Origin of the sequence: Shinella sp. SUS2 (genome assembly GCF_001262505.1) — a bacterium.
Lineage (GTDB): Bacteria > Pseudomonadota > Alphaproteobacteria > Rhizobiales > Rhizobiaceae > Shinella.
In genome coordinates, this window is record NZ_KQ410762.1 from 1 (window position 1) to 23133 (window position 23133).

Sequence of the window (23133 nt, forward strand, 5' to 3'; positions counted from 1 at the left end):
AGGTGGCCGTTTTTTCCCCCGCCCGCGGCTGGACTATTCCGCCGCTACCGTGGCCGACTTTTCCACCGCCGCTCTCACCCGTGCACAATTACGCTTGTAACGGTCCCGCCCGTCACCTCAACAGTGCAAGGCCGAGGCATCGGTATAACTTCGCCCATGGCTTGATCCTCAAATTGCGGCGGCCCGCTCGTCGTCCGGGCCGGAAATGTTGGCGAGCGTGTAGGACGACCGCTTGAGACGGAGCAGCGTCAAGGCACCGGCGGCCGCATTCGACACGTCGTCATGCTCGCCTTCTGGATGGTTCACCCTATCCTTCCCTGTAGAGAAGGTTTTCCGCTCCAGGCGAACGAATTGCGACCTCATGCGCTTGTTGTCGATCAGACGGGCGCGACCGGCCGTGAAGAGCGGCAATGCCTCGAGGTAAATCTGCGACCGATCCAGTTCAGAGGCCTTGTAGGTGATCCCGTTTTTCTTGAAGGCGTCGATGACAAACCCCACCGCGTACCGGTCGGCCGTGACCTCGCGCACGCCATACTCCTTCAGAAGGTCCGACACCTCTTTCGCCACCTCAGTCGGATTGAAGGGCGGCCGACGCTCGAAAAGGGCGTCCAGCACTGCCACGTCGCCCTCAGCATGGCCAATCGCCGCCGTGAAGCTGTCCTTCCCAGTGCCGCCGGCCACGTCCGCGAAGCCAACATACCGTCGGCCAGCAGCATAGGGCCGAACGACCACGTCCTGATCGGTGGCGGCATCGATCAGTTCGCGACTGATAAAGTCGGTCAAGTCTCCCCGGAACTCGGCAAGCCATTCCGCTTTGGCCTTCTCCGGGTCTTCCTCCATGGCCTCTTCGACCTCGATCGGGTCGAGTGTCGGGTTCATCACCATGGACGGGGCCTGGATGACGAGGACGCGGTCGCTCTCCTTGCCGAAGTGCTTCTGGTACTTCTCGTACAGCAGCCCGGATTTCTTGTAGGGCGATGAGATGCCGATGATCATGCTTTCCGGCGCCAGCGTGCTCAGGCCGGGCCGCAACGCGCTGTATGTTTCCTTGTCTGGGCTCGCGGAATTCTCGTCCCGGTAGAAGGCGCATTCATCAAGGATGGCAAGCAGGACAGCCCGTCCGCGGACGGCTCGGAAGTTGTTGGTCGTGACAAGGATCTCAACCTCATTGTCGAGTTCGAGCCCTCGCCTGGTCTCGCTCAGCACCTTGTCCCGGAGGCTATCGTGTTCGGCGAACATTGCCTGGATGTAGGACAGGACGATCTTCGCTTGGTCTCGGTCACTGGCGATGCATGCGACCGTTGCCTTCTCCCCCGGTCGCAACCGACCGATATGGGCTTCCTCGATCGCAGAAACGAAGGTCGCAATGCCGGACACGATACTGTCCTTGCCGCCGCGACGGCCAACCACGATCCATAGCTCGCGCACCCGCTTGCCTGGGGGCTGCCGACCGCCGGCAATCTGATCGAAGATCGGTAGCTCATCCTCTGCCAGAGGCAGGCCGAACGCGGCCTTCAGGACGACGCGCCACGCTTTCCAGGAATCACCTTCGAACCACGGTCCGAGGGCGTCATCATCGGTCAATGCTTCGATGATGGTCGGCCCGTTCACGCCACACTCTCACGCTTGGCGATAAGGCGCTCCTTGACGGACTGGCGGGCTTTTGGCCTACCCCTTTTTGCCCCAATGCCGAGCTGCTTGATAAGGCGGGCCTGGAGGTTGTTAAGCCGGACGATCTTCTCGTGGTCGACATCCTCTCCCTTGACGATGGAGGCCTGTAGCTTTTCGCTCTGGACGGTCACAGCCGCGGCCTGTCGGATCATGGCGCGCTGCGGTTCGGTCAGGTCAGGCTCTCCCCCAAGACCATCGGCGAAGGACACACACAAGTCACGGAACCGCCTGCCGAGCGCGCTCCGATTATCGACGCCTTCGAGCAGCCACGAGCCATTCGAGATAGCCGAGCGATTGCGGGTGGGGTTCGATGCGAAGTGACTGTGATCCTTGCTCATACAGGCAGGAATGACGGGCTTTCGTAGCCGTATCAATACCGGTTGGGCGAGGCACGGGGCCACGCGCGGCGCCACGCGGCTCCCCGCGAAAGAATTCTTTGAGAGGGGCTGTTACGGAAGCCTATCAAGGATACGTTTCACGGACATAGCCTTGAGGCCGTAAGCATCGCCGATCTTGCTGAGGCTTTCCCCATTCGCCCGCCTCGCCTGCATTGAACGGATGATACCCTGTTGCGCTTCATTCGGTTCCAGTCGGCTGCCTACAAGGTTGAAGCCGAACGGAACCTTCCCGCCGCCATAGACGCCCTGTGCTGCAAGGTGCCGCTTGACTTCGCGGATGCGCTCCCGCGTGCGCTCCCGCTCGTTCTCGGCTACGGCAGACAGGATAGTGAAGACCAGCTTGGAAATGCCGTTGCCGGTCACGTCGCCCCCAAGGTCGATCATCACAAGACCAGTACCCTGGGCCTTCAATTCCTCAAGGGTTCCAAGGGCATCGGAAGCTGAGCGAAACATGCGGTCCAGCTTGGGCGTGATAATCACGTCACCTTTCCCGGCCACGGCAAGCAGGCGTTGCCCGTGGGGCCGATCGGCAAGCGGCACCGAGCCAGAGACGCCGGCCTCAACGAAGATTTCCTCAACCTCCCAGCCCTGCATCATGGCATAGCCGATGATCTTCGCCTCTTGGGTATCCAGGCTTTCACCGTGGGCTGCCTGTTCGGCGGTAGAGACCCGAACGTATCCGTAAACCTTCATTGCCATGGCGTTTTGTAACTTTGCATTAGCACTGTTACGGTTATAGGCAATGTTACGCCCGCTGTCCAGCCTGCCGAGCGCTGAAAGGCGGATGGAAAATCATAGGGGCGAAAAATACCGGCCCGGCCACCTGTTCATTTCCTGCTCCTTTCCCGCTGCTTTTGCTCTTGCTCCTGAACCCATTCGAGCAGTCTCGATCTACGGGCGCATACAGTCCTGCCGATCTTGAAGGTTGGCAGTTCACCCTTTTCGGAATGCCACTCCACCTGGCGAGGCGTCAGCCCCAGGAAGGCGCTTATCGCCTTGTGCCCTGTGAGGATGTCGAGGTCGGCGTCGGCCATGGGTTATCCTTTTCCTGTCCTGTTTTGCCACACCTGAAAATTCGCCCCTCCTGCTTTGCCTCACCACCCCACACCCCTATAGGAGGTGGTGGTGGGGCAGGTTGAGCGCTGCACCTGCGTCACCCTTGCCTCACCCATGGTGTGGCAGTGTGGCAGGGCCTCAATCAAGCCCGTCCGGCACGACGTAGAAGAGGCGCATATTGCGTTTCGCGTCGGGGCGCTCTTCCGTTCCGATTTGGCCGTTTGCGATCCAGGTGCGGAGAATCTGCTTCACCTTGGCGCGGGCGGAGTTTTGCGCCGGACTGCGCTCCTTGGCCTTGAGGCCGGGACCGACGTCGAGGCTGAGAGTGTCGGCGACGACATAGCCGCCCCAGTCGGTGGATTGGTCGCTTTCTCGGTAGGCGCCGGCGCGGAATATCTTCTGCACGGCTTCGAGGTCTGACACGGTTACGCCGTCGAAGGCGTTCGGCGGCTGCCATGGCTCGACCACCCCGACATTGTCGCCGTTGGCGAGTTCGAGGGATGACAGGCGGAACCACGTCCGCTCGGTGACGGGAGGTGCAAGGCTTTGCTTCTCTGCCATGGTGTAGAAGAACCGCCGACGCTCATCCACGCCAAGGTTCATGGCATCGGCCTCGCTCATGCGGTGAAGGACGCGGCCGGAGCGTAGGCCATCGACCAGCGACTTTGCGCCGCGGAAACTCTCTTCCGTCATCGCCTCCCCGCCCATCTTCTTCGTGTGATGGACGAGCTCGACGGAACAATGCGCCTGGCTGGCGATGCGCCCCCAGGACTTCACCACGGCGTCAATGGCGGCGTTGTCATTCTCCGGCACCGCATGGCTCGAGATAAACGGGTCGATGATGATGACGTCTATCTTCTTGGCGCGCAGCTCCGAGATAAGGCCATCGACTACCGGTGTGGCGATATTGACGTGATCCTTGACCTTTGTCGCGGTCACGAGGGGCGTGTCGCGGCCGGAGTTGACGTAGAGGCGATCGGCAAGTGCAGCGGTGTCGAGCCCGTGATGAATGGCGGCGGCCGCGAACCGGCGCTCGATCTCGACCAGCGGATCCTCCAAGTTCCAATACCAGACGTTGAGGCCGGCGGCGTAGGCGTGACAGTTCACGCCAAGGAAGGGAATGCCGGAGGCCATGGATAGCGCCTCGCCTTGAGCGAGAAACGATTTCCCGGTCCCTCCCGGTGCCGCGGTGCCGGACACGAACTCTCGGATGTAGTGGACACCAAATAGAAAATCTCGCGGTGGAATAGCGGAGGGATCGCGCCACACGAACGGCGTTGCCCGGATGATGTTCTGCGCCTGGTCGCGGCGGTCGTCGTGTTGTCGGTTCAATTGTCTCGTCCCTGCAGAACCGAGACCACCGGCATTCGCCGAGGCTTCATGCTGCTCTTGAATTTGTTGAGGAGGGTCTTGTCGACGGCGATCCGGGGCGCATCGCGGAGATAGTCGAACGCAAAAGCCCAGTTTATGACCACGATGCCGTCGCGGCCCGCGCGGAGCCAATCGAGGGGATTGGCATAGATGTTGAGGCTATAGCCCATGGCGTAGGTCACCGGGAAATCGATGGCAAACTCGCCAAGGGCGAATTGCCGCCCGTTCCAGGTGGCGAGGTCGTCTGTCCGCGGCTGCCAGAAGACCACGTCGGCCTGCTCGGGGATCGCGATCCACTCCTCGCCCTCGTTGCTGAGGTCAAACTTTCCGTCGAAGGCGCGATTGCCTCGCACGACCCGGAGCGGTCGCGGACGCTCGATCGCCGCCGGCGGGACGCCCAGGCGCTGGAGTTTGCCGTCGAGCGAGACCAGCGGCCACGCTTCGACTTTCGGATAGACCGAGAGCGGGGCCATTATCTTGAGAGAAGGATCTCGGCGCCGTACCGCGCGATGAGGGCGGCTTCGGCTCGGCCGTGGTCTTTCTTCCGCTCGAAGTGCTGGCTGGTCGGCCAATACCGGATAGCGAGCGCCCTCACCTTCTCCTTGTCGGAATCAAGTCGGAAGTGCTTCTTCCACACCGACGGGGTGACGAGGTGGGTCGGAACGCCCAAGGCGGCCACCACGCCGCGGACGGCGCCATAGGCCACGCCGAACTTGAATGTCGACGACACGCCCTGCTTTGGCATTGAGCCAACAAGCTCGATCACGGCCATGGTGGGCGCCATCTGCTCGATGCGGCGCGCGACCTGGGCGGCGTCTATCTCGCCGGCGACGAGCGGTGCGTCCTCGACGGCGATCAGTTCGGGATGGGACGGGAAGTAAAAGCTGAGCGCGCCGGAAGCGCCCGGATCGATACCCAGGATGCAAGGTTCGGTCATGATGTTCTCTCGGTGCTTGGGAGGGGGTGGTCAACGGTCAGAGCGACCGGGCTTTGATCAGGCTGGCTTCGCGGATTGCCAGACAGGCATCGCGAGCGGACAGGCCGAAGCGCCGTTTCAACTGAGGGATGGCGGGGCTGCCCGCATCGCGGTCCTCTCCCCAGAGCCACCACCGGGCCGCCTCAATAACCTCCGGTGACGGCGGGGCCGGTTCCGGGTCTGATGGGAAGATGGGCGGGGCGGCACGGTCAGTCATCGGAGGGGCCGTCTGCTTCAAGAGCCTGCGAGAGGGCTTTCCCCTCCTGCTCCGCGACCCAAGCATCAAGCGTCGAGCGGCGCGAGCATATCGTCCCTTTGATTTTAAAGGTCGGAATGACCTTCTGCTCAATGCGGTTTCTCACCTGCTTTTCGCGCATGCCGAGGTAGCCGGCGATGGCCGGCACCCCATAGAGAAAGTCCGCTGCTGCCTGTCTTTCTTTGTCGTTCATGTCGTCAATCCTTGTCGCCCCGTTGTCGCGTCCATGTCGCACCGAATGGCCGGGGCAATCCGGTTCGGTTGAGGAAAATCAAGGTGATAGGGGGTAGAATCAGGAAGTCAGCCCGCACACAAAAAAAGGGGCCGTGAGGCCCCTTTCTCTTGTGATATCAAGCGCTTAATGTCCTTAACGTCACTCCACGATTCAAAGACCAGACTGGCGATGTTTGCCGCCGTCGCGTCGGCATTGCGCATCGCTGTGTAGACGGCTTCCAGAACGCTGTCGCCCCAGCCCTGGTTGATGCTCTTGGCAATCATGCTGTCAGCGTTCGACGCGCCAATGAACACAGCTAGGCGCGACGGGTGGATTCGCACCATCGCCGCATCGCCGGTCACCTCGTAATAGGATGGGCGGCCGAAGAACTCGGAAAGCACATCCTGCTCGATCTCGCCCGAGGTCACATCGCGGCGGGACAGGACCGTAAGGTACTTGATCCCGCCCTTGCCAATGCGCTCCGGCTCCAACGGACGCATGAGGTCTGTCTCACCCGTGCCGATAAACAGGGCCGCGCCGCCCCAAAGCCGGGCTTTTACCTTGACGTCAAGCAGCTTATGCCAGAAGCCGAGGCGGTTCTCTTCCGCCTCGATCGCCTCAATCTGATCCTGCTGCGCCTGCCAGTCCCGGCCTTTCCGCACGGCATCCATGGCCGGAATGTCGATGATCTTGCGACCGAGCCAGTTCGACCGGTAGATGTTCGAAAGCTGGTACTCATCGAGCTGCTGGAACCCGTAGTAGGTCGTCGCGGCCTTGTCGCGGAACGGATCGCCCAGGCCAGCCACTACGGAGCGCAGGCTGTCGTTGGCGCGAAGCGTGATGACTTCACCCATTGCTCTTGCCTTTCACCAGCCGTGGCGGGTTCTTGATGGTGTCTTTGACGACGGCCGGGATGATTTTCAGCACACCCTTTGCTCCACCCTTTTCCTTTGCTTCGGCGAGCATCTGGCGCCGGCGCTGGCATGGAGTGCAGGACATAAGGTCATCCGATGTTCGAAAGCGTGTAGGTGCTCGCACTTAGGAGCGCGTTGAATGCCCGGCTTGTGCTGTCCGCGTCGTCATCATGTTTGGCTTCTGGGAAGCCTTCCAGAGCCGAGAACCACGCGTCATTCCACGGTCCACGGAGCACCAGGACGTTCCCGGCCTCGGCCTGGGCCGAGAACGGGCTAAACCGCGTGATCTTGTCTCCAGATTCCGGCGTGGCGCGCACGCTGAAACCAGAAAGCATCTTTGTCAGGTTCGTCACCTGCGATTTGCCGGCCTGCCCAGGGTCCTGCGGCAACGAAATCTGCGTCAGCCGTCCATCGGCTTCCGCGGTATTCTTAATCAGGCGCTCCACACCGGATGGAGACAGGAAGTCTGTCACATGGTGCCCGACGATGTAGCTTCCGTCGGGCAATCTGCCGATCTTCGTCCCCGCAGTGGCGTCCGGATCGGACCCTTCTGTCTTCGGCGTCGAGGCCAAGTCCCATCCACGCATCCAGCGGACACCGGCTGGCACAGCATCCACGACCTGGCACCAGCCACGCTGGAACAGAAGCCCGGCCGCCGGCCTGATTTTCCAATTACCGCCAAGAAGGCGTTCCCGCTCGACCGTCGGCAGGGCCATCAGGTTCGCGAGGTAACCGGGATCGGCCGCCATCAGCGCTTTGTTGTCGGTCAGCTTGGCCGGGACGAATGTCACCGACTTGGGCTCGATCGGCTTTTGCTCGCCGTTCTCGTCTGGCGCGGTGTACTCGGCGAGGTCCGCCGGCGTATCGCCCCAGATGATCTTGTCGCCGATGCGGACGAACCAGCGCAGCTTGCCGGCTCGCTCCGGTATCGGCAGGCCGGTTTCCTGGTTGATCCACCAGGCGATGAACTCGGCCACCCAGCTATCAGCGTCTGGGTTGCACGTCGCCCTGACATAGGGCCGGACGCCGCACATGGAGCGGTTGCGCGACAGAAGATACCAGAACTGCTTCTGGGTGAAATGCGTCAACTCATCGAAGCAGATGAGAGGGATTTGCGAGCCCTGCCAGTTCGAGACCGTCTTGTCGTGCTCGAGATGGGCAAAGCTCACCGACGCGCCGGACGGGAACGTCCATGACAGGTCCGGGGCGACACGCGGTTTTGCATTGAGGCAGGGATAGAGCTTTTCGCTCTCATCCCAAAGGCCGCCTTCGTTTCGAACCTGCACAAGCGTACGGCGGAAGAACACCGCGCCGAATTGCGAGTTGGCGATATGGCGCAGCGGCTCCATCAGGAGTGCCCACGTCTTGCCGCCGCCGGCCGAGCCGCCGTAGATGGCGATATCGGCAGATGAACCGAGGAAAAGCGTCTGGGGCCCGGCTTGCGGCCTGATTATCGTCTGGGCTGCCGCGCCCTTCTCATCCCCTGCCATTATCGGGCAACTGGAAGATCGTCACCGGCGATACCGGAACCGGCAGATCCTTCCCGTCCTTCCCTGTCAGCTCGCGCCGGTTGGTGTAGCTGCCGCCGACCTCCTCCGCTGCCTGCTTTAGGAGGGAGGATGCCAGCACCATGTTGCCCTGCCCCTCTGCCTTGTCGGCCATGCGCTGAAGAGCGCGGAGCCGGACGGCGCGATGGCTGATAGCGATCGATGCCGTGTCCTCAAGGAAGGTCTTGCGGGTTTCTTCGAACAGCGCCTTCCAGCGCGCGGCGACATTGCGGCCCGCTTTCTTCGTCGGATCATATGTCTCGACGAGCTGCGGGCTCAGCGTGACGCCGAAATCCTTCTTGACCGAGGCGACGACGACAGACGGCGTATCGAAGCAGGCGAGCGCTTGAACCACGTAGGTTTGCTGCTCGCGGGTGAGTTTCGGTTTAACCATCGTTCTATCAAGGTGCCTTCAAGGTCAGGCGACACGGAGATTGCAGGTCCCACATGCGTGCTCGATATGAGCACGGGCAACCTCAGGCGGCCGGCTCGCAGCGTCTACAAGCTCGCGCACACCGGCGGCATCTGCCCCATAACGGCGAACCACACCGATGAACTGCTCTACGTCATGCCCGCGGATGGTGAAGACCGGGCGGCCGGTCTGGCTGTTGAACTTCGGGGCGCCGAAGCTGTCGACATCCTGGGCGGCGTGATAAAGCTCGTGCTCAACCAGAGCCATGAACTCGGCATCACCACAGGCGGCGCAGTAGTTGGCATCGAGTGTGATAATGAAGTCCGGCACGGAGCCGAACCATTCCGTGAGCTGCTGCTCGACGCGTGCCTTTGCCCACTTCCCCATCGCACCCTGAGGCGTGCCCGTTTCGCACTGGCCTATGACGCGCTTGCCCTTGCGGGTGTTTTCAACCGCGGCCCAGAGATAGCCGATGTGGGCATCCGCGAGATGGATGTGCTCGGGGTTGGCGATTGGTGATGCCTCATCGAGGAACGTTGCCTGCACCCATTCCGGCATGTCGAGCGCGGGCGTGAACGGCGAACCGTCTACACCGAACATACTTTCCGGGGGTAGAGGACGCTCAACTCGAGCCATTTCAATCTCCGGTGGGTATAAACCCCGCGGCAGAGGCCACTTTGACCGCCCTTAGCGTGGTTGGTTCAACCTGCGGTCATCATGGATAGCGGATGTCCCTATCTCTGACCTCGCCTGAGGACACAGATCGGAGCATCTGAAAAGCCGGACCGAAGCCCGGCTCTCGTTTCAGGTATGCGGGGTCAGCAACGGATGTCGGGGTCGATGTGCATGTAGGCGGCGACGGGAGTGCTGGCAACGTTCAGGCTGGACGGCTCGACCGAAGGAACGATGCAGTTCAGGTAGACGACGTCGGCATAGACCTGGTGGATCATCGGCTTCTCGATCGAGGCCTTGACGGCTTCGTAGATGCCGGGATCGGTGGGCACGGCCGCCACCGCGGGCGCCGAGATTGTGAAGGCCATGACCGCGAGGGCGAGGCCGGCATAGATCAGACTTCGGATCATGCGCATGCTGGTTCCTTTCTGGTTGGGAGAGGTCAGGCCGCGGGGATAAAATCGAGGTAGTATTCACCACCGACCTTGAAGCCCTTTGCGGCCTCGGGGTTGATGGTGCCGATCTCGACCTTGCCCCACGGGGTCCATTTGAAGAACTCGTCGTTCTCCTTGCTGCCGGTCGTCACGGGCTCGAATGTCAGGCTGTAGCCTGCCGCATTCTCGTTACGCTGCGTCAGCTTGAACTTTGCTCTGCATACGGGTGCGCTCATGCGTCTTCTCCTTGGTGAGCCCGGATGCCGCCGGGCGCGGATGGCGATGAGGGTTAAGCGCCGAGAGACGGCCGCTTGCTCCGCCAATCTGGCTGCCGGCATAGATGATGAGGAAGAGCTTCATGGCTCTCTCCTGATGTGCGAAAGGGTCGGCGACGTCACACCATTACCCCTTAGTTGAAAATATCGACTCGACTCGCAACCCAAGATGTGGCCAATTCGCCATGTTTGAGGGAGGAAATTCATGACCAAGCTAAGATTTTTGATCGCAACCGTTGCGGCGGCGATGATGGCCACGTCTGCCTTTGCCCATAGTGGCGGGACGGACTCGAACGGTTGCCATAACGATCGGAAGCGAGGCGGTTATCACTGCCATTGAAGACGAAGAGCCCACCGCCGGGGATGAAACCGGGGTGGGCTCTGGCTCGATACATGCCTGCCTACAGGCTTACGGATCAGGGACTATCTCGAAATGCGGCATCGTACCGCCGCACGCGAAGAACCATTCGGCAACCGTGTCGATCCGCATCTTGCCGGGGTCTCCCCACACAGCCTGATAGACCTTCTGCATCGACCATTCGAGCCGCTTGGCTATCATCGACGCTGAGAATTCGCCTTCCAGGGCCGTCTTGAGCATCAGCCATTGCACGCGCTGCGGAAACGGGATGATGCGCTCGAAGATGGTCATGCGCGTCTCTCCTGTTACGGCTATGCCGTATGGGGTCGGGAAGGATGGGCATTGCACCCACCTTTCTACAACGCTCGGACCCGAAGGTCTTATCAAGCTTAGCCGGCGCTTCCCCGTGTCTTACCACGGCGCCCTCCCGATCTCGCCACCGTCCAGCCCTTCATCGTCAGGTGACTGGCCTGGTAAACGCTACGCCCGCTTTTCCTGATCTATTAGCTGCTGCGCGGCGACCGGTGATCTCGTTTGCCTTTCGGCGAATTGTTCTGGCCCTCGGGGTTCTTGATCAGCCCACATTTCCCGAGCGTTACCGCTGACTTGGCGCCATTCCAAACTGGTCGCCCATTCGGGCGAACATTCGAGGCTGGGGCTTCCCCACTCCGCGCCGTAGACCGGTATGAAGACCCGTTCCGCGCCTCGCTATCAGGCTTTCGTCCTGCGGCATCGCCGTAGCAGCAACTTGCCTGCCGGTTTCTCTGTATCGCCTTCCAAGCCGTTCAACCGGAAACGGGCCAAGGTCGCGGCCGGGGAGTGTACCGGCGCTCGTGAAACTGGTTGCAGGCCCCGGAATTGAACCGGGTTTTTCGTGGTTATGAGCCACGCGACTTACCGTTTGTCCTGCCTGCTGAAACTCTTTCCTGAAGGCGCATTTCTCCTATCGCGAAACTCTGCCGCAAAGGAGGCACCGGGACGGATCCCCGCCGCGCCAAATCAACTATAGAAAATCTATACGAAACCGAAGGTTTTTCAAGCGGCTTCGTCAACAATCCCAAGGTTTTCCCAAGGCACGGAAATCGTTCCGGCGATATCGAGCTTTTTGATCAACATCTGGAGCCGTGCGTCTGTTTTGGCTTTCTTGCGAAGGTTCTGGCGGGCGTTACGCGACTGCATGTCGAAGTCGGCCTCCGCCTTTGCCTCCGCAGTGCGAATTGCCACAACGTCAAGAATATCTAAAGCGAGCGGATTGCCATCAGCGTTCTGAACGATACCAGCGACACCGGGGACCTTCTTAAGCTCACCCCAGTCGTGCGGGTCTCGAACGAAGACGTACCCAACCATCAGCGCGAAGCGTCGGACCTTCCAGAGATCGGTATGGCGACGGTCGCGGATCAGTCGCTTCTCGGCTGGCATGTAGCAGTAGAAGCCGCTGTCGTTCAGGGCCTTTTCGATGGCGGACAGGTTCGGGTTGAGGCTCGGGACGATGCGATAGCCCTTACCGCGCGGCTTGCGGTCCTCCCTCCCCGTCATCTCGACGTGGAATTCCCGCCTCGGCTTCTGTGCGCCAGGCACGGTGCGAATTGCGTACCAGTTCCGTTCAATGCTTGCCATTGTGCTATTCCTCGTATTGCCGACGTTATGCCGCGATTTTCTCGATGATTTCAGGATCCGCTTCGACGCACCGCCGCGCCCGAAGCATCCCGCAGATGCCGCGGGTCAGTTCCTTGCCGTTGCAATGCCAGCGAAGCGCGGAGACCATTTCCGGCATGGTAGCCTTGCGTCCGGCAGACACGCGGAGAAGCCCGCAAAGCTCGAACAGTTCATCGCGCCAGAGCATGTCCAGCGCGCCGACAGGCAAAGGCATATCGGGCCGGTATGGTTTCAGGTCCCACTTATCGAGCCGGTCATAACTCCAGCTTTCATCGAGGCAGCGCCGCACCCTGGGGAAAACCCACGTCTCAATCCCGTAATCCCAATTGTCTGGGAAGGTCTTGAGATAGAATTCTCCGTCGCGCTCATAGTGCGCCGCATGCTCGTGCGTCTTGCTCTCTTTCAGGAACTTCTCGTGGATCGCAGCAACGACATGGTGCGCCAGCCCTTTCATCGCCTTAACCTGGGCGTCGAGCCGGTCGAGCTTGTCCTTGGCTGATTTGATCTCGCAGGCGATGATCTCGGCACGGTCGACCGCGATCAGATCAATCCGGTTGGGGCCGTACGTGCTCACGTTGATCTCGTGGATGATGCGGCTGTTCGGCCGGCGCTCGCGGATGTGGGCCACTACGGCATCGCGAATTTCAGCTTCAGCACTTGAGCGATAGGCTGGCATCCTTACCCCTCCTTGCCGTTGAGGTTCATCATTCGATCCATCCTTTCCGAAGCGCGGTAGCGACAAGCGCCGTCGAGCGATGAACGCCCGTTATCGCCATCGCCGTGGCGATGTAGTTTCCTATCGTCGTCGGCGAGATGCCGAGGCGCTTGGCGATCTCCTTTGCGGTTAAGCCGTCGGCGATCAGCGAAACGACCTCTGTGATGCGGGGAGGTAGCGGGCTGTTGCTCATGCCGCGGCCCTCCCCGGAGCGTCACTCCACCCTCGCCCGTCCTCAGCATCGAGAAGGTGGGCCGGCACCCGGCACCCGGGTTGGCCGGGCATCGGGCCGAGCTCTTCCGTACTCCACCAGCGCTTTGCCCGAGCAAACCGAAGGCGCCGAATCCAGTCATCATCCCCCGTCTTGATCTCGCGGGGTTTCGGTAGCTCGGCGGAAATCTTTACGCGCCGCTCGTAGGCTTCACGGATGGCCGGGACGAAATAGGCCCAGGACGCTGCCGGTCTGGTTCGCCTCGAGGCGACGGCGCGGATGGTCGGGATGATGTCGAGCTCGAGGCTGACACCGGCGGCGATCATTTCGGCGATCGGGCCGACAACCAGCGCGCCGTGAGGCTGGATTCCTTCCTCTCCCGCTGCGGCGATAAGTCTGCTTTGGAGAAGGTCAAAATCATTCTGCGCAGGCGCGCTTGCTACGCTGCTAAGCGTAGCTTCTGTATCTGCTTCTGTATGGTTGAACGGCGGAGATTCTATCTCTTTGTTTTTGTTAGGCCGGCTTCTGTTTTCGCGCTGCTTATCTTGAAGTTTTCCGAGAGTTTCGAGCTCGATAATCGCGCGTTTATTCGTCAAAAATTTCCCTGAAACTACCACTTTGCCTTGCGATACGAGCTCATCCCGGAGTGAATTCCACTTCCGAACGGTGCACCCGAGCAGTCCAGAAATGTATCTGGCATCGTCCGGCAGCTCGCCAGCCTGCATATAAATCAGATCGAGTACGAGGCGGTAAGCCGCCTTGAGTTCGAAGGACATGCCGATGGTGCCTTCGATGAAGTCACGCGGATATGCCTTGTAATATGGAAGACCGTTCATTGGCGCGCTCCATTCCTGACTGCTGAGAAGGCCATGTCGGCGAAAAGATCGACGGTTCCGAGCGGGCCGTTCCGCTGCTTTGCGATGATGAACTCGAGCTTATTTTGGCAGTCGATCAGCTTGTCTGCCCGCTCTGCTTGCTCCTCGAAGCTGCCGCCCTGCGCCCGCTCGAGGTAGTATGCCTCGCGGAACAGGAATGCGATCATGTCGGCGTCCTGCTCTATCGCGCCGGAATCCCTGAGGTCAGAAAGCATCGGGCGTTTTTCATCGCGGCTCTCGAGCGCCCGGCTGAGCTGCGATAGAAGGACAACGGCGATGTCGAGCTCCCTGGCGAGGGATTTCATGCTCGATGTAATTTCGGCGATCTCATTGACGCGGTTGCCGCTATAGCGCGAGGACGGGCGGATTAGGCCGAGGTGGTCGATGAATAGAACCTCGAGCGGCGTCCCATGCTGCGCTCTCTCCTCGGCCATCCTTTCGGCCCTGACGCGGATGTCTGTGGCGGTCTGGCCGGCTTGCTCATCAATATGGAGTGGGAGACGGTCGAGCTCGATTTGCGCCTCCATGATCGCGTCGATGTCGCTGTCCGACACCTCCCCACGGACGATGTTGGTATACGGAACCTTACCTCGCCAGTCGAACATGATGTCGGAGAGCGCGCGGGAGGCCAGTTTGTCGGCGTCCATCTCGAGCGAGACGATGCCGCAACAATGACCAGCCTGCGCCGCTTTGATGGCGCAGGAGAGCGCGACCGTCGTCTTACCCATGGACGGCCTGGCGCCGATCAATGTCAGATCTCGACGCTGGATACCGCCCGTCATGCGATTGAGGTCCGTCAGACCCCATGTGATGCCGGTTAAGCCAGAACCCTTTTCTCGCGCCGCCTGCGCGGCCTCGACGGCGCGCATCGCCGCTCCACCCACCGACACGCGCGTTTTCTTCCGCCCGCCGGCCCTGAGCTCCGAAATGATATCGTCGAGGTTCTTGGCCGCTTCCGAGGCGACAACCTTCGCATCGGCGGAAGGGTCATTTGCGGCGGCGTGAACGCGCCCCGCCTCGCCTGCGATGGAAATCCTGGCCCATTGGTCGAGAACCTTTCGCGCGTTCTCTGCCGTCCCGGACCCTGATGCCGTAGCCGAGGAGACGAGCCGAGCCAGATAGGCCGATACCTGCATACCGGTCGATTTCTCGAACTCGGCGCAGACCTGTTCATCCAGCAGCCGCTTGACGATGCTCGGATTGCTCGATCCGTATCGCTCGTGCGCAGCCAAAGCAGACCGGTACACCTCCCGATGAAACGCCTCGACGAAGTGATATTCCTTCAGGATCGAAAGCGTCTCGTGGATATCGCCGCCGAGCAAAATCGCACCGAGCACATTTTGCTCGATTTCCGGGACAAAGGCATTCGCATCCATGACGTGGGCGTTCATGCCGAAGCCCTCGACTTACCGATGAACTCTTTCTGGTCCTCGCGCATGAATAGCTCGAGCCATCTGCTCCATGCCCGGGCGGCGGCGATGCCATCATCTATGGAAAGGCTTTGCTGTGCTCGCTTCTGGGCGGCGACGTATTCCGACCACCGGGCATCGATGTGAGCGTGCAGAGAAACGACGTTGTTCATTTCACCACCTCGACGTCTATGCCGAAGCAAGCCTTCATGAGCTTGGCCTTGAGACGGAAGTCTCTGGTGGCAACGCCCTTCACGTCGACGACGCGGCGCGCGCGGACAACGCGATCGAAGAACACGAAATCGGCACGGTAGCGTGCGATCAGCACGCCGTTGACCATTAGGTCATATTCACGCTGTAGTTTGAGATCGGAGATCTCGCCAGCCGCCAGCCGCTGCTTCAGCGCGGCATAGAACGCGGCCTCGGCTTTGCTGTCGAAGAGGATCCCGTCGACCAAGGTTTTCTGGGCGCCGTACTTGCTGCGCTTCGACTTGCCGGGGAGGAACGCAGCGCCTTCTTTTGCGGAGAGATGGATTGTCATGCCGCCACCCCGCTCTTGCCACGGACGGCGCTCTGATGCTCCCGGTGCCAAGCCTTATGGGCTCTATAGGCCGAGCGATGCTCGCTCAGGGCGTTGTAGATGTCTGCCTCTTTGCACCCCATGATATCGGCTATCTCTGCCGTATCGTGCTGGCGGTCGCGGCCGGAGAACAACTGGCCGATCTTGATGAGGGCTTCTTGGCCGAATGTCATGCCGCCACCTCGCGATAAGCTGCATAGTCTTCCGGGCGCTCAAGCATCTTCCGACATGGCGGGATCCAGACCAGCTTCGTGCCGGTAACGCCTGTGAGCCAGACCAGCCAGCAATAGGATGTCGCGGTCGAACCGGTCTCGGTCAGACGGCCTTTGACCATCGGGACGCGCTCGGAGAACTGAGCAACGATGTTCGGCGGTCGCTTGCTGTAGAGGTTTTCGAATCGGCCCACGCCCTCAAGGAACGAGGTGCGCACGATCATTGCCACGCCTTCGGTCGCAACTTCCAGCGCGCGGGCGATGAACTGCTCTGCGAGGCGGAAAGGAGGATTCGCCACGATCCAGTCGATATCGGCGCCGGCCCACTTCACGGCATGTGGCAGGAACGGCATGAGAAAGTCGTGCTGCATCGCGCCCGGCAAACCATAGTCGTGGATATCGGACACCCATACGGCGCCGAAGAATTCGCCAAGCGGATCCGACATATGGCCGCGGTTGCAGGTTGGCTCCCAGACCGTCTTGTTCTTGAGGTAGCAGCGCGCGAGAACATGAGTGCAGAGCGCCCGCGTGCCCCAGGGCTGCGTGGGAAAGTCGTCGAGGCTATCGTGCGCCTCGTTCCGCTGTTGCATGACGGCGGAAGACGTGTTCTGGCTCATGCGCTCGCCCTCCTGTCATCGAGGGAGGCGACAAGCGCGCGGATATCCTTGAGCATGGCGAGCTTCGCCGCCTGCGCAGAATTGCCGTAGGAAGACATGCGGGCCTGGAGGCCGGAGATTTCGCCGTCGAGAAAGCGGAGCATCTTTCCGATGTTCTGCATCACTCGCCCTCCCCTATCTCTTCACGAACCAACCAGTCGGCCCTATCGGCCCATTTCCGAGAACGGTCGCGCCAGCGCTTCGCGATGAGCAGCCGCCTCAAACGCGGCAATCTTCTCATCCAGCGAAGCCAGACGGGCACGGAGTTCGTTTTGCTCACGGCGGGCTTCCTCCTGTAGAGCGGCCTTCAAGGCTTCCATTTCCTCGGCATCGATCCTCTTGGCCGTGCCTTCCCAGATCGAGCGCACCCTGCGCTCGGTGAAATCCTTCCGAACCCGACGAGAGATAAAGCGGTGCGCTTCGTACAGCGCTGCCTTGACGCTTCCGTATCGGCGCTGAGGGAAAGCCTCCCTGAACATCGTTTGCGCGAAATACACGTCGCTCATTCTCTTGCCCTTGCTCGACGTTTCCTTGTCATACTTTGACAACACCTTGGCAGTCTCCTGTGCGAACTTCGGTTTGCTTAGGTCCGAAGGAGATACACATGAAACGACCTTCAAATTCAGACGGAGACGGCGAGGCCCAAGGCTTCATGCGGGAGCCTACTTCCCCGCCGTCTCTCAGGTCCGCCGCTGGCGGGACCGTTATCCAGTTCCCCAGCCCCGCCGCTTTCGCTGGGGCCAGAGAGGGCGCCGGGGTATCCTCGGCTTCGGCGTCCTCGACTTTCGTTTCCCTCGGTTCCGTCACCCATGCCGTCGTGCTCAGGCTGAGGGGAGGATTTCCGAGAATTTCGATGCCGGCGCGGCCCGGGGAGGAGGAGGAACAGGCCGCGCCGGCAGATCAGTCAGCCGGGGAGCGCGACTGACTGAAATGGATCTGGTCACCTTCAGGAGCGCCGGAGGCGTTAGCCTCGTCGCTGAGGTCGCCGTTTCCGGCCCAGACGAGCGCTATGGCCGTGAGAAGGCAGACGCCGCAGAAGGCGAGAAGGCCGTAAAGGAACCACGTCATGCTGCTTCCCTTTCAAGAGCCTTCCGTCGTGCGATTTCTCGCTCGGCGGCTTCACGGTTTCGACCGGACACAGTGCCGATGTCAGGATCGACAATGATGGTGGTGCCGTCTTCGGTGGTGATGATGGAGCGGTAGCCTGTCACGCCATTTCCTCCTTCTGCGCCATGGCGCGCCTACAGGACCAGCAATGATCAGTCGTGCCGCTGGCGCAGTTTTCAGGATGAAGGCAGTTCGGCCGATAGGAGACCGGCTTATGGTCGGTGGTGGCTTGTCCCGATTGAGCGCTCTTATGCGCCGACAAATCGTCGGCCCGGCCTGGAGTGCGTTGCACCGCATCCATTTTTACGCCGCCAGCATCGGGGCTTGGTATGCTCGGTTCGCCACCGGGAACCGCCAAGGGCGCGGGCCGGCTAAGCTCTTCCGCCGTTACCGGCGCTGTTCTGATGTCTTCGTGCTTGGTCTGGATGTTGAGGCCGTTGTCGGAACGGCGAGGCTCATCCAGGATTTCGCCCGTCTCCGGATCAATGACGCCAGCGCCGTACTTGCGCGCAACGGCATTGGACAGGGCGACGTTCTCGGCGTGCGCCTCTTCGGAGATCAGACCATCGGCAAGCATCATTGCCGAGAAGGCCTTGTTGTCGTCCATGGCTTCCGAAGTGCGGAGAGCGGCGCGGGCCTTGCGGTCTACAGTCGCCGACTGACGCGGCTCATCATCGAAGAACCCCGGCTGCTCGATCATACCGAGGGCGGCAAGATAGCTGTCGAGGATGGCCTCGCGTTCAGCACGCTCGTCCCGGTCCTGCTTCCTGATCTTGATGACCTCGCGCAGGATCTTCGTATCGAAGCCGACGCCCTTGGCTTCGCCGTAGACGTCCTTGATATCGTCGGCGATGGTTTTCTTCTCTTCTTCCAAGCGCTCGATCCGCTCGATGAAGGCGCGAAGCTGGTCTCTGGCTACTGCGTGTGCATCAGACATGTCGAAACCTCAGAACGGAAGATCGTCGTCGCTGGTCGGCAACGATGGTTGTTTCGGCGGGGTGTCGTTTCGGATGGCAGAAGCCACATCGCCGCAGGCGTAGTAGGAAGCGCCGCGAGCATCATCTGGCCAATCAGCACAGACGCAGGCTTGAGCGAAATACTCAGCGAGACCGGCGCACCGCTCCCTCTCTGCCATAACGGCGTCGTGGATGGCCTTGGCGATGATCTGTGCCCACATGGGTTCATTGAACCATCTGAATTCAGCCAGCGCGTCGTTGGCGGCACGAATTGCCCAGTCGGGGATGGTGTGGGTGTTGGTGCTCATGCGGCGGCTCCGGAAACCAAACCGGCGAGGTCAGGGCGAAGCTCATGAGGAGGGATGCCGGTAATCTCGGAGACGACCTGCAGGTTTTCAGCGGGAATACGACGCTTGCCAGTCTCGTAACGAGACCACTGCACGCCGCTAACCCCAACGAGGTCGCCCGCCTCTTCGATGCTCAATTTGCGCGCCTTGCGCCATGTGCGGATCTTTTCCATGGCGTGAAATTACCACATTGGCAATTTCAGTCAATCAAGAAATTTACCAATATGGCTATTCGTCGCCACTTTGCCTGAAAGTAGATTGCCGGGATGGCAAACACGAAGACAACCTCGGAGCCGAAGGGCATATTCATCAAAGAGTTGATGGAGGCTCGCGGGCTTAGGAACAAAGATATAGCCGAGGCTATAGGTACAAGCGACGTCAATGTCTCCCGGCTCCTGAGCGGACAGCGCGGGATCGATCTAGATTGGCTGCATGCGTTTGCGCGGGCGCTTGACGTCCCGCTGTGGGAACTTTTCCAGCCGCCAGGCCGCAACGGCAAAGTATCTGGTGAGGTAGAGGTTAAGGCGCTGTTGAAGCGTATTGACGGGCTGCCCGAGGAGGCAATCAATCACGTCTGGAGGCTGATCGCGGGTTACGTTGAAGACGCCGCGTGATGTGCACAAACGGCTCTTCGTGGTCGATCTGGACGCGCCAGTCTCCCCCATGTAAAATAGCCATTGCTATAGAGATTTCAGCGGCCTTCCGCTTGATTACGGCTTCCATCTCGTCTTCGCTCTTTACGCCAGTGCCATAAAGCAGGTCGGCGACCGTCTCTTCAGCCTTGTTCGCGTACTTGCGGCGAATTTGATGGATAATTGCCATTTCCTTTTACCTCGGGCTGGAACCAGCCACAAAATGACTCGAAAATTAGAACAAAACAAGAACCGATTTGCGGAATCTCGCTCGCCTTTAGATTGGCGCTAGATGTAGAGGGTTCACGCGCTGAGAGTCCCACATTGTTGTGCGACCCCGCCTCTTGATTCTCCCGCATCCGGCTCCGCTCAAATAAATTACCAAAACGGCAATTTCCTTATTGACGGCAACTTACCATTCCGGTAATTTCATCCTCAACAGCAGCGACCCACCCATCTGGATCGCTTCACCCAAAGGGAATGAGGAGCAAGGGAAATGGACCACCTCGATCACCAGCGCGAAGTCCTGAAACTCAAATACGTGCCCTTCAACTATCCGGCCATTGCCTGGCACTGCCGCGAAGGCAATCGGAAGGTCAACGAGCGCTTTGCTCGCGAAGGTTATCCGGGCCGCGACACCGGATACGACCCGATCATGTCGGACGCCTGATCCCCTTCGGCATCGCCTCCCCGCTGAGGCGATATCGAAAGAGATCACCTGAGGAGCCCACCCATGCAGACCGAAGCAGACCGAATTGCCACTGGCCTCCGCATGACGACGAGCCGGATCAATGTTCTGATCCGCGGCATTCGCGGCAAGAACCGCCTCGGCCGTGACGCTGGTGTTCTGGCCCGGGAGTATCTGGAGCAGCTTCGCCGGAACAACGCGAACCTCGCCGCCGGCAAACTGGCGGGCGCCGATGTTTCCGCATTCGAAAATCTGTCGCCGCTTCCGTACATCACCGACCTCGTCGGTCTGTCTGAGGCCCGCCGTAAGGCGCGCGAATGGTACGGCGTCAGCGACTTCCTCCGCGACCGTCAGGCTGTCGAGCCGGTTCGTTTTCTGGAGGCTGCAGAATGATTGCGTGCGAGGAAGTTAGCTTCGAAGCAGGTCAGGTCTGTGGCCGGAACGGCTGCAAGGGCATCATTCAGCAGCACGATAGCGATCGGGGCTGCTCCTGCCACATCAATCCGCCCTGCGGCTTCTGCACGACGCCGCGGGAGTTCTGCGAGAAATGCGGCTGGGACGCCGAAGACGATCTAGTCGTTCAGGCCGAGGGCACGATCTATTTCGCCCCGTACGTCCATGTCGAGAAGGTTCGTCGCGTCCTCGACCCGTCAAAGATCGACTACACGATCAGCATGCACAGCAATTCGTCACAGAAGGTCGAGGGCGTGTATCCGCCCGGCACCACGCGCAAGGACGTAGAAGCAAAGGTCGAAGGCACCTTCGGCGGGCGCTTTGAGCGCTTCGGCGGCGGCAAGTTCACCTACATCGCGTACACGGATTGAGGGCTTCCTATGACCCGCTGTGACCTCTCTACTCACCACGAATGCAGCTGCGCCCCCTCCGGCGTCCCCTGCAAGGTTCAGTCTCCAATATACCTCCTCCTTGAGGAAGCGAACACTGGCGCCGCCAAGCACGGCAGCGCATGCCTGATCCTCCTCTCCATCATTGTTTTCGCAATCATCATCGGAGCCGGCGCGACTGTCGGGCCGATAAACGTCTAGGAGGCGACATGTCTAACGCACTTGAACTGCAGCCCGAGCGCCCCCTGTCGACCGAAACGCAGGCCGTTCCGCTTGTACAGATGACGCCGGTTCAGATGGCCTACCAGCTAATCAGCAGCGGCGCGGATTTTGCTTCCGTCAAGGAAATGATGGCCTTAAGCAAAGAGCTTGCGGCCGACCAAGCACGCCGCGCTTTCGATGAGGCTGTCGCTTCTGCCAAGGCGGGAATCCCGACCATCGCCAAAAACGCCAAGGGCCACAACAATAAGGCATATGCGAACTTTGCAGCGTATGCCGAAGCTCTCAAAGATGTTCTGGCGCAGCATGGGCTCAGCTATCGCTTCCGGACGGAGCAGACCGATCGCATCACAGTAACATGTGTCCTTTCCCACAAAGGTGGGCATTCCGAGGAAAACAGTCTTTCCGGTCCCGCCGATACCTCTGGAAGCAAGAACGCTATTCAGGCCATCGGCTCCACCCTCACCTATTTGCAGCGCTACACGCTCGTCCAGGCGCTCGGTCTCGCTGCAAGCGACGATGACGACGGAAGGGCTTCCGAATTAGAGGGCCCGATCACCGCCGAGCAAGCCACGCAGCTTCGCGAAAAGATCGATGCCGTCGGCGCCGACATCCAGCGGTTCTGCAATCGCTGGGACATTGAGGCCCTGCCCGACCTGCCGGCCAGCAAGTTCCGCGACGTTATGGTTTCTCTCGAGCGGTTCGGCCAGCAGCAGAAGCAGGGAGCCTAATCATGGAGGATATCATTCAGGGCACGCCGGAATGGCACGCACTCCGCCTAGGCAAGGTCACCGCGTCCCGCGTGGCCGACGTCATCGCTAAGACCAAGACCGGCCCGTCAGCCTCCCGCGCCAAATACGCCGGTGAACTGATTGCCGAGCGTCTGACCGGCACGCCGGCCGACCGCTTCACCAATGCCGCCATGGCTTGGGGAACCGAGCAGGAGCCGGCCGCGCGCAAGACGTACGAGTTCTATCGCGATACCGACGTCGAGCAGGTCGCATTCGTCCTGCACCCGACCATCGGCGACAGCGGGGCTTCTCCCGACGGGCTCGTCGATGTCGACGGCCTCGTCGAGATCAAGTGCCCCGAGACCCACACCCATATTGAAACGCTCCTCGGCCAGACTGTGCCGGCGAAATATGTCACGCAGATGCAGTGGCAGATGGCATGCACCGGCCGGGCATGGTGTGATTTCGTCTCCTACGACCCTCGCCTGCCCGAGCCCATGCGGTTCTTTTGCAAGCGCGTCATGCGCGACGACACCCTGATCACCGAACTGGAGCGCGAAGTCGTTGCCTTCCTGAACGAGGTTCGCGGCACGGTCGCGCAGTTGCAGCGCATCTACGATCCGCAGCCGGCCGACGATGCCGTCAGCCTCCGCATGGCAGGTTGACCATGGCGAAGCGCACCGAAAAGCCCATATACGCCTTCATCCGCCGTGGCCATTCGCTCGTGCCGGAAATGCAATACG

General features: G+C 60.6%; 39 protein-coding genes, 1 tRNA gene and 1 pseudogene. 7 read left to right on the forward strand and 34 right to left on the reverse strand.

The window, feature by feature from the left end:
* Window positions 1-168: 168 nt before the first annotated feature.
* The 16 genes from AKG11_RS30915 to AKG11_RS35230 form a co-directional block, all read right to left on the reverse strand.
* The gene (locus AKG11_RS30915) at window positions 169-1611 is read right to left on the reverse strand and encodes a terminase large subunit domain-containing protein (RefSeq protein ID WP_050746740.1); all 1443 of its coding nucleotides are present in this window, start codon (window positions 1609-1611) and stop codon (window positions 169-171) included.
* Window positions 1608-2009 carry a hypothetical protein gene (locus tag AKG11_RS30920; protein WP_050746741.1) on the reverse strand — a complete coding sequence of 134 codons (402 nt, stop codon included), beginning with the start codon at window positions 2007-2009 and terminating at the stop codon, window positions 1608-1610. Before AKG11_RS30920 ends, AKG11_RS30915 begins: the two co-directional genes overlap by 4 nt.
* A 111-nt stretch (window positions 2010-2120) precedes the next feature.
* A complete protein-coding gene (locus AKG11_RS30925) occupies window positions 2121-2768 on the reverse strand; it encodes a recombinase family protein (protein ID WP_245290291.1) in 648 nt (215 codons plus the stop codon).
* A gap of 128 nt (window positions 2769-2896) precedes the next feature.
* Window positions 2897-3103, reverse strand: a complete 207-nt coding sequence (locus tag AKG11_RS30930) for a hypothetical protein (protein WP_050746742.1) — start codon at window positions 3101-3103, stop codon at window positions 2897-2899.
* Window positions 3104-3263: 160 nt separating this feature from the next.
* Window positions 3264-4394, reverse strand: a complete 1131-nt coding sequence (locus AKG11_RS30935) for an AAA family ATPase (RefSeq protein ID WP_157255854.1) — start codon at window positions 4392-4394, stop codon at window positions 3264-3266.
* A gap of 59 nt (window positions 4395-4453) precedes the next feature.
* Window positions 4454-4969 (reverse strand): hypothetical protein, encoded by a 516-nt coding sequence (locus AKG11_RS35225; RefSeq protein ID WP_050746744.1) that lies wholly within the window; start codon window positions 4967-4969, stop codon window positions 4454-4456.
* Entirely contained in the window at window positions 4969-5433 is a 465-nt protein-coding gene (locus AKG11_RS30945) for a RuvC family protein (protein ID WP_050746745.1), read from the reverse strand. The genes AKG11_RS35225 and AKG11_RS30945 overlap by 1 nt, the downstream gene beginning before the upstream one ends.
* A 248-nt stretch (window positions 5434-5681) precedes the next feature.
* Window positions 5682-5921, reverse strand: a complete 240-nt coding sequence (locus AKG11_RS30950; protein ID WP_050746746.1) for a hypothetical protein — start codon at window positions 5919-5921, stop codon at window positions 5682-5684.
* A gap of 107 nt (window positions 5922-6028) precedes the next feature.
* Complete coding sequence (locus AKG11_RS30955; protein WP_245290292.1) at window positions 6029-6796, reverse strand: anti-CBASS protein Acb1 family protein; 768 nt, start codon at window positions 6794-6796, stop codon at window positions 6029-6031.
* The gene (locus tag AKG11_RS34860; protein ID WP_156334181.1) at window positions 6789-6941 is read right to left on the reverse strand and encodes a hypothetical protein; all 153 of its coding nucleotides are present in this window, start codon (window positions 6939-6941) and stop codon (window positions 6789-6791) included. The genes AKG11_RS30955 and AKG11_RS34860 overlap by 8 nt, the downstream gene beginning before the upstream one ends.
* Before the next feature lie 4 nt (window positions 6942-6945).
* The gene (gene terL, locus AKG11_RS30960; RefSeq protein WP_050746747.1) at window positions 6946-8346 is read right to left on the reverse strand and encodes a phage terminase large subunit; all 1401 of its coding nucleotides are present in this window, start codon (window positions 8344-8346) and stop codon (window positions 6946-6948) included.
* Window positions 8333-8797: a DUF2280 domain-containing protein gene (locus AKG11_RS30965; protein WP_050746748.1), complete on the reverse strand. Its 465-nt coding sequence runs from the start codon at window positions 8795-8797 to the stop codon at window positions 8333-8335. The genes terL and AKG11_RS30965 overlap by 14 nt, the downstream gene beginning before the upstream one ends.
* 24 nt (window positions 8798-8821) lie before the next feature.
* Window positions 8822-9415: a putative metallopeptidase gene (locus tag AKG11_RS30970; RefSeq protein WP_245290293.1), complete on the reverse strand. Its 594-nt coding sequence runs from the start codon at window positions 9413-9415 to the stop codon at window positions 8822-8824.
* A gap of 218 nt (window positions 9416-9633) precedes the next feature.
* A complete protein-coding gene (locus tag AKG11_RS30975) occupies window positions 9634-9903 on the reverse strand; it encodes a hypothetical protein (RefSeq protein ID WP_050746750.1) in 270 nt (89 codons plus the stop codon).
* Window positions 9904-9929: 26 nt separating this feature from the next.
* A complete protein-coding gene (locus AKG11_RS30980; protein WP_050746751.1) occupies window positions 9930-10157 on the reverse strand; it encodes a hypothetical protein in 228 nt (75 codons plus the stop codon).
* Window positions 10111-10281 carry a hypothetical protein gene (locus tag AKG11_RS35230; protein ID WP_197284045.1) on the reverse strand — a complete coding sequence of 57 codons (171 nt, stop codon included), beginning with the start codon at window positions 10279-10281 and terminating at the stop codon, window positions 10111-10113. Before AKG11_RS35230 ends, AKG11_RS30980 begins: the two co-directional genes overlap by 47 nt.
* Window positions 10282-10446: 165 nt before the next feature.
* Between AKG11_RS35230 and AKG11_RS35795 the strand changes: the two genes are divergently transcribed.
* Window positions 10447-10536 (forward strand): YHYH domain-containing protein, encoded by a 90-nt coding sequence (locus tag AKG11_RS35795; protein ID WP_305809623.1) that lies wholly within the window; start codon window positions 10447-10449, stop codon window positions 10534-10536.
* Between the two features lie 69 nt (window positions 10537-10605).
* Here AKG11_RS35795 and AKG11_RS30985 read toward each other — a convergent pair whose 3' ends face one another.
* From AKG11_RS30985 to AKG11_RS31055, 18 genes and pseudogenes are all read right to left on the reverse strand, one after another.
* Window positions 10606-10845 (reverse strand): hypothetical protein, encoded by a 240-nt coding sequence (locus AKG11_RS30985; protein WP_050746752.1) that lies wholly within the window; start codon window positions 10843-10845, stop codon window positions 10606-10608.
* A 553-nt stretch (window positions 10846-11398) separates the two neighbouring features.
* Window positions 11399-11468 (reverse strand) — tRNA-Met (locus tag AKG11_RS34870).
* Window positions 11469-11589: 121 nt separating this feature from the next.
* Window positions 11590-12171, reverse strand: coding sequence for a transcription termination/antitermination protein NusG (locus tag AKG11_RS30990; RefSeq protein ID WP_050746753.1), 582 nt, complete (start codon window positions 12169-12171; stop codon window positions 11590-11592).
* Window positions 12172-12196: 25 nt separating this feature from the next.
* Window positions 12197-12886 (reverse strand): hypothetical protein, encoded by a 690-nt coding sequence (locus AKG11_RS30995; protein ID WP_050746754.1) that lies wholly within the window; start codon window positions 12884-12886, stop codon window positions 12197-12199.
* Window positions 12887-12914: 28 nt separating this feature from the next.
* Window positions 12915-13118, reverse strand: a complete 204-nt coding sequence (locus AKG11_RS31000; RefSeq protein WP_050746755.1) for a response regulator transcription factor — start codon at window positions 13116-13118, stop codon at window positions 12915-12917.
* Window positions 13115-13972: a DUF1376 domain-containing protein gene (locus AKG11_RS31005; RefSeq protein ID WP_050746756.1), complete on the reverse strand. Its 858-nt coding sequence runs from the start codon at window positions 13970-13972 to the stop codon at window positions 13115-13117. Before AKG11_RS31005 ends, AKG11_RS31000 begins: the two co-directional genes overlap by 4 nt.
* Complete coding sequence (locus tag AKG11_RS31010; RefSeq protein WP_050746757.1) at window positions 13969-15402, reverse strand: replicative DNA helicase; 1434 nt, start codon at window positions 15400-15402, stop codon at window positions 13969-13971. Before AKG11_RS31010 ends, AKG11_RS31005 begins: the two co-directional genes overlap by 4 nt.
* Complete coding sequence (locus AKG11_RS31015) at window positions 15399-15593, reverse strand: hypothetical protein (protein WP_050746758.1); 195 nt, start codon at window positions 15591-15593, stop codon at window positions 15399-15401. The genes AKG11_RS31010 and AKG11_RS31015 overlap by 4 nt, the downstream gene beginning before the upstream one ends.
* On the reverse strand, window positions 15590-15961 hold the full coding sequence (locus AKG11_RS31020; RefSeq protein ID WP_050746759.1) for a DUF1064 domain-containing protein: 372 nt from the start codon (window positions 15959-15961) through the stop codon (window positions 15590-15592). The genes AKG11_RS31015 and AKG11_RS31020 overlap by 4 nt, the downstream gene beginning before the upstream one ends.
* Window positions 15958-16173, reverse strand: a complete 216-nt coding sequence (locus AKG11_RS31025) for a hypothetical protein (RefSeq protein ID WP_050746760.1) — start codon at window positions 16171-16173, stop codon at window positions 15958-15960. The genes AKG11_RS31020 and AKG11_RS31025 overlap by 4 nt, the downstream gene beginning before the upstream one ends.
* Window positions 16170-16829 carry a class I SAM-dependent methyltransferase gene (locus tag AKG11_RS31030; RefSeq protein WP_050746761.1) on the reverse strand — a complete coding sequence of 220 codons (660 nt, stop codon included), beginning with the start codon at window positions 16827-16829 and terminating at the stop codon, window positions 16170-16172. The genes AKG11_RS31025 and AKG11_RS31030 overlap by 4 nt, the downstream gene beginning before the upstream one ends.
* On the reverse strand, window positions 16826-16990 hold the full coding sequence (locus tag AKG11_RS35235) for a hypothetical protein (RefSeq protein ID WP_197284046.1): 165 nt from the start codon (window positions 16988-16990) through the stop codon (window positions 16826-16828). Before AKG11_RS35235 ends, AKG11_RS31030 begins: the two co-directional genes overlap by 4 nt.
* Before the next feature lie 42 nt (window positions 16991-17032).
* A complete protein-coding gene (locus AKG11_RS31035; RefSeq protein ID WP_082342869.1) occupies window positions 17033-17374 on the reverse strand; it encodes a hypothetical protein in 342 nt (113 codons plus the stop codon).
* 394 nt (window positions 17375-17768) lie between these two features.
* Window positions 17769-17936 carry a YuzB family protein gene (locus AKG11_RS34875; protein WP_156334183.1) on the reverse strand — a complete coding sequence of 56 codons (168 nt, stop codon included), beginning with the start codon at window positions 17934-17936 and terminating at the stop codon, window positions 17769-17771.
* Entirely contained in the window at window positions 17933-18079 is a 147-nt protein-coding gene (locus AKG11_RS35240) for a hypothetical protein (protein ID WP_197284047.1), read from the reverse strand. Before AKG11_RS35240 ends, AKG11_RS34875 begins: the two co-directional genes overlap by 4 nt.
* A gap of 581 nt (window positions 18080-18660) precedes the next feature.
* Window positions 18661-18912, reverse strand: a pseudogene (locus AKG11_RS35560) (DUF2312 domain-containing protein); the annotation flags it as partial.
* A 9-nt stretch (window positions 18913-18921) separates the two neighbouring features.
* Window positions 18922-19239, reverse strand: a complete 318-nt coding sequence (locus AKG11_RS31050; protein ID WP_050746763.1) for a hypothetical protein — start codon at window positions 19237-19239, stop codon at window positions 18922-18924.
* Window positions 19236-19451: a helix-turn-helix domain-containing protein gene (locus AKG11_RS31055; RefSeq protein ID WP_050746764.1), complete on the reverse strand. Its 216-nt coding sequence runs from the start codon at window positions 19449-19451 to the stop codon at window positions 19236-19238. Before AKG11_RS31055 ends, AKG11_RS31050 begins: the two co-directional genes overlap by 4 nt.
* A gap of 93 nt (window positions 19452-19544) precedes the next feature.
* Here AKG11_RS31055 and AKG11_RS31060 point away from each other — a divergent pair, with 93 nt between their 5' ends.
* From AKG11_RS31060 to AKG11_RS31085, 6 genes are all read left to right on the forward strand, one after another.
* The gene (locus AKG11_RS31060; protein ID WP_050746765.1) at window positions 19545-19892 is read left to right on the forward strand and encodes a helix-turn-helix domain-containing protein; all 348 of its coding nucleotides are present in this window, start codon (window positions 19545-19547) and stop codon (window positions 19890-19892) included.
* A 514-nt stretch (window positions 19893-20406) separates the two neighbouring features.
* Complete coding sequence (locus AKG11_RS34880; protein ID WP_156334184.1) at window positions 20407-20580, forward strand: hypothetical protein; 174 nt, start codon at window positions 20407-20409, stop codon at window positions 20578-20580.
* Between the two features lie 63 nt (window positions 20581-20643).
* A complete protein-coding gene (locus AKG11_RS31065) occupies window positions 20644-20991 on the forward strand; it encodes a hypothetical protein (RefSeq protein ID WP_050746766.1) in 348 nt (115 codons plus the stop codon).
* Entirely contained in the window at window positions 20988-21422 is a 435-nt protein-coding gene (locus AKG11_RS31070; RefSeq protein WP_050746767.1) for a hypothetical protein, read from the forward strand. The genes AKG11_RS31065 and AKG11_RS31070 overlap by 4 nt, the downstream gene beginning before the upstream one ends.
* A 227-nt stretch (window positions 21423-21649) precedes the next feature.
* A complete protein-coding gene (locus AKG11_RS31080; protein WP_050746769.1) occupies window positions 21650-22390 on the forward strand; it encodes an ERF family protein in 741 nt (246 codons plus the stop codon).
* A 2-nt stretch (window positions 22391-22392) separates the two neighbouring features.
* Window positions 22393-23055 carry a lambda exonuclease family protein gene (locus tag AKG11_RS31085; RefSeq protein WP_050746770.1) on the forward strand — a complete coding sequence of 221 codons (663 nt, stop codon included), beginning with the start codon at window positions 22393-22395 and terminating at the stop codon, window positions 23053-23055.
* Window positions 23056-23133 lie beyond the last annotated feature (78 nt).

Excerpts from the sequence above, each read along its gene's own strand:
- AKG11_RS31060 (WP_050746765.1), top strand. The coding sequence starts at position 19,545 with ATGGCAAACACGAAGACAACCTCGGAGCCGAAGGGCATATTCATCAAA.
- AKG11_RS30945 (WP_050746745.1), bottom strand. The coding sequence starts at position 5,433 with ATGACCGAACCTTGCATCCTGGGTATCGATCCGGGCGCTTCCGGCGCG.
- AKG11_RS31065 (WP_050746766.1), top strand. The coding sequence starts at position 20,644 with ATGCAGACCGAAGCAGACCGAATTGCCACTGGCCTCCGCATGACGACG.
- AKG11_RS30950 (WP_050746746.1), bottom strand. The coding sequence starts at position 5,921 with ATGAACGACAAAGAAAGACAGGCAGCAGCGGACTTTCTCTATGGGGTG.
- AKG11_RS31055 (WP_050746764.1), bottom strand. The coding sequence starts at position 19,451 with ATGGAAAAGATCCGCACATGGCGCAAGGCGCGCAAATTGAGCATCGAA.
- AKG11_RS30965 (WP_050746748.1), bottom strand. The coding sequence starts at position 8,797 with ATGGTTAAACCGAAACTCACCCGCGAGCAGCAAACCTACGTGGTTCAA.
- AKG11_RS31025 (WP_050746760.1), bottom strand. The coding sequence starts at position 16,173 with ATGACATTCGGCCAAGAAGCCCTCATCAAGATCGGCCAGTTGTTCTCC.
- AKG11_RS30970 (WP_245290293.1), bottom strand. The coding sequence starts at position 9,415 with ATGTTCGGTGTAGACGGTTCGCCGTTCACGCCCGCGCTCGACATGCCG.
- AKG11_RS30985 (WP_050746752.1), bottom strand. The coding sequence starts at position 10,845 with ATGACCATCTTCGAGCGCATCATCCCGTTTCCGCAGCGCGTGCAATGG.
- AKG11_RS31010 (WP_050746757.1), bottom strand. The coding sequence starts at position 15,402 with ATGAACGCCCACGTCATGGATGCGAATGCCTTTGTCCCGGAAATCGAG.
- AKG11_RS31000 (WP_050746755.1), bottom strand. The coding sequence starts at position 13,118 with ATGAGCAACAGCCCGCTACCTCCCCGCATCACAGAGGTCGTTTCGCTG.
- AKG11_RS31015 (WP_050746758.1), bottom strand. The coding sequence starts at position 15,593 with ATGAACAACGTCGTTTCTCTGCACGCTCACATCGATGCCCGGTGGTCG.
- AKG11_RS30990 (WP_050746753.1), bottom strand. The coding sequence starts at position 12,171 with ATGGCAAGCATTGAACGGAACTGGTACGCAATTCGCACCGTGCCTGGC.
- AKG11_RS31005 (WP_050746756.1), bottom strand. The coding sequence starts at position 13,972 with ATGAACGGTCTTCCATATTACAAGGCATATCCGCGTGACTTCATCGAA.
- AKG11_RS34875 (WP_156334183.1), bottom strand. The coding sequence starts at position 17,936 with ATGACGTGGTTCCTTTACGGCCTTCTCGCCTTCTGCGGCGTCTGCCTT.
- AKG11_RS35235 (WP_197284046.1), bottom strand. The coding sequence starts at position 16,990 with ATGCAGAACATCGGAAAGATGCTCCGCTTTCTCGACGGCGAAATCTCC.
- AKG11_RS30980 (WP_050746751.1), bottom strand. The coding sequence starts at position 10,157 with ATGAGCGCACCCGTATGCAGAGCAAAGTTCAAGCTGACGCAGCGTAAC.
- AKG11_RS31080 (WP_050746769.1), top strand. The coding sequence starts at position 21,650 with ATGTCTAACGCACTTGAACTGCAGCCCGAGCGCCCCCTGTCGACCGAA.
- AKG11_RS31030 (WP_050746761.1), bottom strand. The coding sequence starts at position 16,829 with ATGAGCCAGAACACGTCTTCCGCCGTCATGCAACAGCGGAACGAGGCG.
- AKG11_RS31035 (WP_082342869.1), bottom strand. The coding sequence starts at position 17,374 with ATGAGCGACGTGTATTTCGCGCAAACGATGTTCAGGGAGGCTTTCCCT.
- terL (WP_050746747.1), bottom strand. The coding sequence starts at position 8,346 with ATGGCAGGGGATGAGAAGGGCGCGGCAGCCCAGACGATAATCAGGCCG.
- AKG11_RS30920 (WP_050746741.1), bottom strand. The coding sequence starts at position 2,009 with ATGAGCAAGGATCACAGTCACTTCGCATCGAACCCCACCCGCAATCGC.
- AKG11_RS35225 (WP_050746744.1), bottom strand. The coding sequence starts at position 4,969 with ATGGCCCCGCTCTCGGTCTATCCGAAAGTCGAAGCGTGGCCGCTGGTC.
- AKG11_RS31020 (WP_050746759.1), bottom strand. The coding sequence starts at position 15,961 with ATGACAATCCATCTCTCCGCAAAAGAAGGCGCTGCGTTCCTCCCCGGC.
- AKG11_RS31070 (WP_050746767.1), top strand. The coding sequence starts at position 20,988 with ATGATTGCGTGCGAGGAAGTTAGCTTCGAAGCAGGTCAGGTCTGTGGC.
- AKG11_RS30955 (WP_245290292.1), bottom strand. The coding sequence starts at position 6,796 with ATGGGTGAAGTCATCACGCTTCGCGCCAACGACAGCCTGCGCTCCGTA.
- AKG11_RS30930 (WP_050746742.1), bottom strand. The coding sequence starts at position 3,103 with ATGGCCGACGCCGACCTCGACATCCTCACAGGGCACAAGGCGATAAGC.
- AKG11_RS35795 (WP_305809623.1), top strand. The coding sequence starts at position 10,447 with ATGGCCACGTCTGCCTTTGCCCATAGTGGCGGGACGGACTCGAACGGT.
- AKG11_RS31085 (WP_050746770.1), top strand. The coding sequence starts at position 22,393 with ATGGAGGATATCATTCAGGGCACGCCGGAATGGCACGCACTCCGCCTA.
- AKG11_RS34860 (WP_156334181.1), bottom strand. The coding sequence starts at position 6,941 with ATGTCCTGCACTCCATGCCAGCGCCGGCGCCAGATGCTCGCCGAAGCA.
- AKG11_RS30975 (WP_050746750.1), bottom strand. The coding sequence starts at position 9,903 with ATGCGCATGATCCGAAGTCTGATCTATGCCGGCCTCGCCCTCGCGGTC.
- AKG11_RS30995 (WP_050746754.1), bottom strand. The coding sequence starts at position 12,886 with ATGCCAGCCTATCGCTCAAGTGCTGAAGCTGAAATTCGCGATGCCGTA.
- AKG11_RS34880 (WP_156334184.1), top strand. The coding sequence starts at position 20,407 with ATGGACCACCTCGATCACCAGCGCGAAGTCCTGAAACTCAAATACGTG.
- AKG11_RS35230 (WP_197284045.1), bottom strand. The coding sequence starts at position 10,281 with ATGAAGCTCTTCCTCATCATCTATGCCGGCAGCCAGATTGGCGGAGCA.
- AKG11_RS30925 (WP_245290291.1), bottom strand. The coding sequence starts at position 2,768 with ATGGCAATGAAGGTTTACGGATACGTTCGGGTCTCTACCGCCGAACAG.
- AKG11_RS31050 (WP_050746763.1), bottom strand. The coding sequence starts at position 19,239 with ATGAGCACCAACACCCACACCATCCCCGACTGGGCAATTCGTGCCGCC.